Here is a 5,000-nt window from a genome sequence, read left to right as displayed (position 1 = left end):
CAGCAACTGCTCCGTAAGGGTCGCAAGACGATCCAGAAGAAGAGCAAGGTCCCTGCCCTCAAAGGCAGCCCCTTCCGCCGCGGCGTGTGCACGGTCGTCAAGACCACCACCCCCAAGAAGCCGAACTCGGCGCTGCGTAAGATCGCCCGCGTCCGCCTGTCCAGCGCCTTCGAAGTCACCGCGTACATCCCCGGTGAAGGCCACAACCTGCAGGAGCACAGCGTCGTGCTGATCCGCGGCGGCCGTGTCAAGGACCTTCCCGGTGTGCGTTACCACATCGTGCGCGGCAGCCTCGACACCCAGGGCGTCAAGGACCGCAACAAGAGCCGCTCCAAGTACGGCACCAAGAAGCCCAAGGCCGGCGCCGCCGCCGCGGGCGCGAAGAAGAAGTAACCACACCCGACCGGGCCGCCCCCAGCGGCTGCCCGCGTCCGCGTGACCTTCGCCGTGAGCCGGCCTTCCCACGCGGGAACGCCAGTGAAGCAAGTTATTCGCGCCTGAGCGCGCAATCCCCGCCCGGCAGTGGGCCGGACGGGGCCAAAGGGAGTCAACATGGCACGTCGCCGCCAAGCAGAAGTGCGCGTCATTCAGCCCGACCTGGTCTACCAGGACGTGCTGGTGAGCGCGACCATCAACCGCATCATGCAGGATGGCAAGAAGAACCTCGCCAGCCGCATCTTCTACGGAGCCATGAAGCTCGTGCAGGAACGCACCGGCCAGGAGTCCCTGAAGATCTTCAAGCAGGCCTTCGACAACGTCAAACCCCGCGTCGAAGTCCGCAGCCGCCGCGTCGGCGGCAGCACCTACCAGGTGCCCGTCGAAGTCAGCGCCCGCCGCCAGCAGAGCCTCACGCTGCGCTGGATGATGGCCGCCGTCGAGAGCCGCCCCGAGCGCACCGCCATCGAGCGTCTCGCCGGTGAAATCATGGACGCCGCGCAGGGCCGTGGCGGCGCCATCAAGAAGAAAGACGACATTGAGCGCATGGCGGAAGCCAACCGCGCCTACGCGCACTACCGCTGGTAATCCCGCTTCACGGCCCCCACACCGGGGGCCACTGAAGGGAGCGAGACGGACGGCGGCCCGCCCGCCGTCCATTTCGCATGAGACCCGCGCCCCACACGGCCTCCGCGCCGAGCTGACGGTGACGAGACACGTCACCCGACAGAATCAGGGAGTCTTATGACCACCAAAGCCCAGCAGTACCTGACCCACTTCCGTAACATCGGGATTGCCGCGCACATCGACGCCGGTAAGACCACCACCACCGAGCGCATCCTGTACTACACCGGCCGTACCCACAACATCGGCGAAGTGCACGACGGCGCCGCCACCATGGACTGGATGGAGCAGGAGCGCGAGCGCGGCATCACCATCACCGCCGCCGCCACGACCGCCAAGTGGAAGCGCAGCGGCACCGACCAGGAATACGTCGTGAACATCATCGACACCCCCGGTCACGTGGACTTCACCATCGAAGTGGAACGCTCCATGCGCGTGCTCGACGGCGCCGTCGCCGTGTTCGACTCCAGCCAGGGCGTCGAGCCCCAGTCTGAAACCGTGTGGCGTCAGGCCGACCGTTACGGCGTGCCCCGCATCGCGTTCAGCAACAAGATGGACAAGACCGGCGCCAGCTTCGAGCTCGTGCTGAACGACATCAAGGAGCGCCTCGGCGCCGTCGCGGCCCCCATCCAGTACCCCATGGGCGCCGAGAACGAGTTCAAGGGCATCATCGACGTCGTGCGCCAGCGCGCCCACTTCTATACCAACGACCTGGGCACCGACATTGAGGAAACCGAAGTTCCCGCCGAGTACGCGGACAAGGTCGCCGAGATCCGCGCCCAGCTGATCGAGGCCGCCGCCGAAGTCGACGAAGACCTGATGATGAAGTACCTCGAAGGCGAGGAACCCAGCGTCGAGGAACTCGTCGCCGCCATCCGCAAGGGCACCATCGAGAAGAAGATCTTCCCGGTGCTGTGCGGCAGCGCGCTGAAGAACAAGGGCGTGCAGCTGCTGCTCGACGCCGTCATCGACTACCTGCCCAGCCCGCTGGAAGTTCCGGCGATCAAGGGCAAGATCGAGGACAGCGAGGACACCCAGGAATTCCCCGCCGACCCCGAAGGCAAACTGGCCGCGCTGGCCTTCAAGATCATGGCCGACCCCTACGTGGGCCGCCTGACCTTCGTGCGCATCTACTCGGGCACCCTGCAGTCCGGCAGCTACGTGTACAACGCGACCAAAGAGAAGCGTGAACGCGTGGGCCGCCTGCTGAAGATGCACGCCAACAGCCGCGAGGAAGTCACGGAACTGAAGGCCGGGGAACTCGGCGCCGTCATCGGCCTGAAAGACGCCGGTACCGGCAACACCCTGATCGGCGACGGCGACGACAAGGTCCTGCTGGAGAGCATCGACGTGCCCGAGCCCGTCATCAAGCTCGCCATCGAGCCCAAGACGAAGGCCGACCAGGAAAAGATGGGCATCGGCCTGCAGAAATTGGCCGAAGAGGATCCTACCTTCCGCGTGGAATCCGACCAGGAGTCCGGCCAGACCACCATCGCCGGGATGGGCGAACTGCACCTGGAAATCCTGGTGGACCGCCTGAAGCGCGAGTACAAGGTCGACGCGAACGTCGGCGCGCCCCAGGTGGCCTACCGTGAAACCATCACCAAGCAGGTCGAGGTGGACAGCAAGTTCGCCCGCCAGTCCGGTGGTCGCGGTCAGTACGGTCACGTCAAGCTGCGCGTGGAGCCCCTGGAGCCCGGCGCCGGCTTCATCTTCGAGAACGCCGTCGTCGGCGGCACCGTGCCCAAGGAGTACATCGGGCCGGCCCAGAAAGGCGTCGAGGAAGCCATGCAGAGCGGCCCCATGCTGGGCTTCCCCGTGGTCGACCTGAAAGTCACCATCTACGACGGCAGCTACCACGAAGTGGACTCCTCGGAAATGGCCTTCAAGATCGCCGGTTCGATGGGCCTGAAGGAAGCCGTCCAGAAGGGCAGCCCCGCCATCCTGGAACCCGTCATGCGCGTCGAGGTGACCACCCCCGAGGAGTACATGGGTGACATCATCGGCGACCTGAACAGCCGCCGTGGCCAGATTCAGGGCATGGAAGCCCGCGGCAACGCCCAGATCGTCAAGGCCTTCGTGCCCCTGAGCGAGATGTTCGGTTACGCGACCGACATGCGCTCCAAGACGCAGGGCCGCGCCAGCTACTCCATGTTCTTCGACCACTACACCCAGCTGCCCAACAACATCGCCCAGCAGCTGATGAAGAAGTAACCTTCCCCCACGGGAAGCAGGCGTTCTAAACGGAACGCACGGACAGAGGCGGACTCCTGAGGGGGGCCGCCTCTGCCGTTGCGTGTCCCGCCCTGCCCCGGCCAGCGCGGCGGCGGTACGGGGCAGCGGCCCGGAGCGGCGTCATGGGGCCGTCCGGGCCGGACTGATACTCTGGGGCGGATGACCATGCCCACCGATCCCGCCTCCAGATCCCCCCTGCCGACCCCGCCGGCCCGCCTGTCGTTCATCACGGTGCCGCTGCTGATCGCGCTGTTCTACAACGGCTTTTCCCTGCTGTCGCTGCCGTTTGCCGGGCCCACGCTGAACGACATGCTGGACATGTTCGCGCAGGGGAGTGCGCCGGTCCGGCTGGACGAGTCGCAGATCTCACTGGTGCTGTGGATCTCGTTCGCGTTGACGACCGCCCTGATCCTCTGGCTGTACTTCACGCGGCGCGCGGTCATGGAGGGCCGCGCCTGGGGGCGGGTGTCGGCCATCGTGATCGCGGTGCTCAGCCTGCTGGCCCTGCCGTTCGGGCCGGTGCTGGGCATCTTCATGCTGATCGGCGCCTTCGACCGGCAGGTCGTGGCGTACACCACCCGCTAGTGGATGACCACAGGCTTGGTTTGATCTAAGCTGAGGGATGGGAAGACAGAAACAGTTTATGGTGGCGTTATCGGCACACGAGCGGCAGGAACTGACGGACATGACCCGCAAAGGCGTCCACAGTGCGCGGGTCATGACCCGCGCCCGCCTGTTACTGCTCAGTGACCAGGGACTGAAGGACCGGGACGTCGCCGAGCGGGTGGGCGTCAGCACCGTGACCGTAGCATCCATCCGGCGCAAGTTCGTACAGGGCGGCCTGAAGGCCGCCCTGTACGAAAGAGCCCGACCGAAACAGCCGCCCAAACTTGATGCTCACGGGACGGCCATCCTCATTGCCGAAGTGTGCTCCGCGCCCGTCGGGCGCGAAACCTGGACGATGCAGTTGCTGGCTGATCGCCTGGTGACGCTGGGGGTCGTAGACAGCATCAGTGATGAAACTGTCCGGCGCACACTGAAAAAAACGTCCTCAAACCGTGGCAGGTCGAGAGTTGGTGTGTCGCTCAGGTAGGCGCGGACTTCGTGTGGCGGATGGAGGCCGTACTGGACACCTACGCGCTGCCCTACGATGCCTGTCGGCCGGTGATCTGCTTCGACGAGAAGTCCTACCAGATGCTCGATCATGTGCGGGATCCGCTGCCACCCGTGCCGGGACACCCGGCACGGGTCGACCATGAATACAAACGCTGTGGCACGGTGAATTTCTTCGTGGCCTTCGAACCGCTGATGGGTCAGCGCACCGTGACGGTCACGGAGCGGCGAGGGAACGCCGAGTTCGCGGCGCAGCTCCAGGCGCTGGACGTGCGGTATGCGGCAGCGGACAGGATCGTGCTGGTGCTGGATCAGCTGTCGACGCACAGTCCGGCCGCGCTGTATCAGCATCTCCCGGCTGAGGAGGCGCGTCGGCTGAGCCGACGCTTCGAGTGGGTGCACACGCCCAAACATGCGTCGTGGCTCAACATGGCGGAACTGGAGTGGTCAGTCCTGCAGCGACAGTGTCTGGGGCAGCGATTGGCCAGTGTGGATGCCGTTGAAGCGGAGTTGCTGGCGTGGGAAACCGACCGCAATGCGCGGTCGGTGCGGGCGAATTGGCAGTTCTCGATATCGGCTGCACGGGACAAGCT

Annotated in this window: 5 protein-coding genes (1 of these 5 running past the window's edge); all 5 read left to right on the top strand. The window is 65.3% G+C overall.

Features of this window, described 5'->3' with window-relative positions; translation table 11 throughout:
- On the top strand, window positions 1–393 hold the 3' portion of the coding sequence (rpsL, locus tag CBQ26_RS02040) for a 30S ribosomal protein S12 (RefSeq protein ID WP_055363465.1). Its footprint begins 12 nt before the window's first position; the window shows 393 of its 405 coding nt (coding positions 13–405); its start codon lies beyond the left edge, outside the window; its stop codon occupies window positions 391–393.
- 159 nt (window positions 394–552) lie between these two features.
- Window positions 553–1,023, top strand: a complete 471-nt coding sequence (rpsG, locus tag CBQ26_RS02035; protein ID WP_055363464.1) for a 30S ribosomal protein S7 — start codon at window positions 553–555, stop codon at window positions 1,021–1,023.
- A 156-nt stretch (window positions 1,024–1,179) separates the two neighbouring features.
- Entirely contained in the window at window positions 1,180–3,273 is a 2,094-nt protein-coding gene (gene fusA, locus CBQ26_RS02030) for an elongation factor G (RefSeq protein ID WP_088246947.1), read from the top strand.
- Window positions 3,274–3,453: 180 nt separating this feature from the next.
- Window positions 3,454–3,879 carry a hypothetical protein gene (locus CBQ26_RS02025; protein WP_088246946.1) on the top strand — a complete coding sequence of 142 codons (426 nt, stop codon included), beginning with the start codon at window positions 3,454–3,456 and terminating at the stop codon, window positions 3,877–3,879.
- A 37-nt stretch (window positions 3,880–3,916) separates the two neighbouring features.
- Window positions 3,917–5,000 (top strand): IS630 family transposase gene (locus CBQ26_RS23100; protein WP_425319424.1). Its coding sequence is split into 2 segments (ribosomal slippage), with 1,085 coding nucleotides annotated over them: window positions 3,917–4,343 and window positions 4,343–5,000; the frame shifts between segments, so codons are not numbered across the junction. This gene is flagged as partial in the annotation.

The sequence above is a fragment of the Deinococcus indicus genome, assembly GCF_002198095.1.
Lineage (GTDB): Bacteria > Deinococcota > Deinococci > Deinococcales > Deinococcaceae > Deinococcus > Deinococcus caeni.
This window is presented reverse-complemented; position numbering and strand designations above follow the sequence as displayed.